Here is a 282-nt window from a genome sequence, read left to right as displayed (position 1 = left end):
GTTTACTTTCACCTGTTAAAGCTGCTGTATTTAATGATGCCTTTTCAGATAATAATACACCATCCAATGGAACCTTTTCACCAACACGAATTTGAATTTTCTCTCCAATAGTTACATCTTCTGGGGAAACACTTGTAAAATTACCATCACGAAATACATTGGCTTCTTTTGGACGAACATCTAATAATGCTTTAATGTTTCCTTTGGCTCTTTTAACTGCTGCTTCCTGAAATAGTTCACCAACTGCATAGAACAACATCACTGCAACACCTTCTGGGTATT

At 36.2% G+C, this 282-nt stretch carries 1 protein-coding gene; it reads right to left on the bottom strand.

All coding sequences use genetic code 11. From position 1 onward, the window contains the following. The coding region (locus tag AAON49_RS00040) for a P-type ATPase actuator domain-containing protein (RefSeq protein WP_502942862.1) at window positions 1-282 on the bottom strand (282 nt) is incomplete at both ends.

This window comes from Pseudotenacibaculum sp. MALMAid0570, from assembly GCF_040151415.1.
Classification (GTDB): domain Bacteria; phylum Bacteroidota; class Bacteroidia; order Flavobacteriales; family Flavobacteriaceae; genus Polaribacter.
Note: the sequence above shows the minus strand (reverse complement) of the source record. Positions and strands in the feature narration are given on the sequence as shown.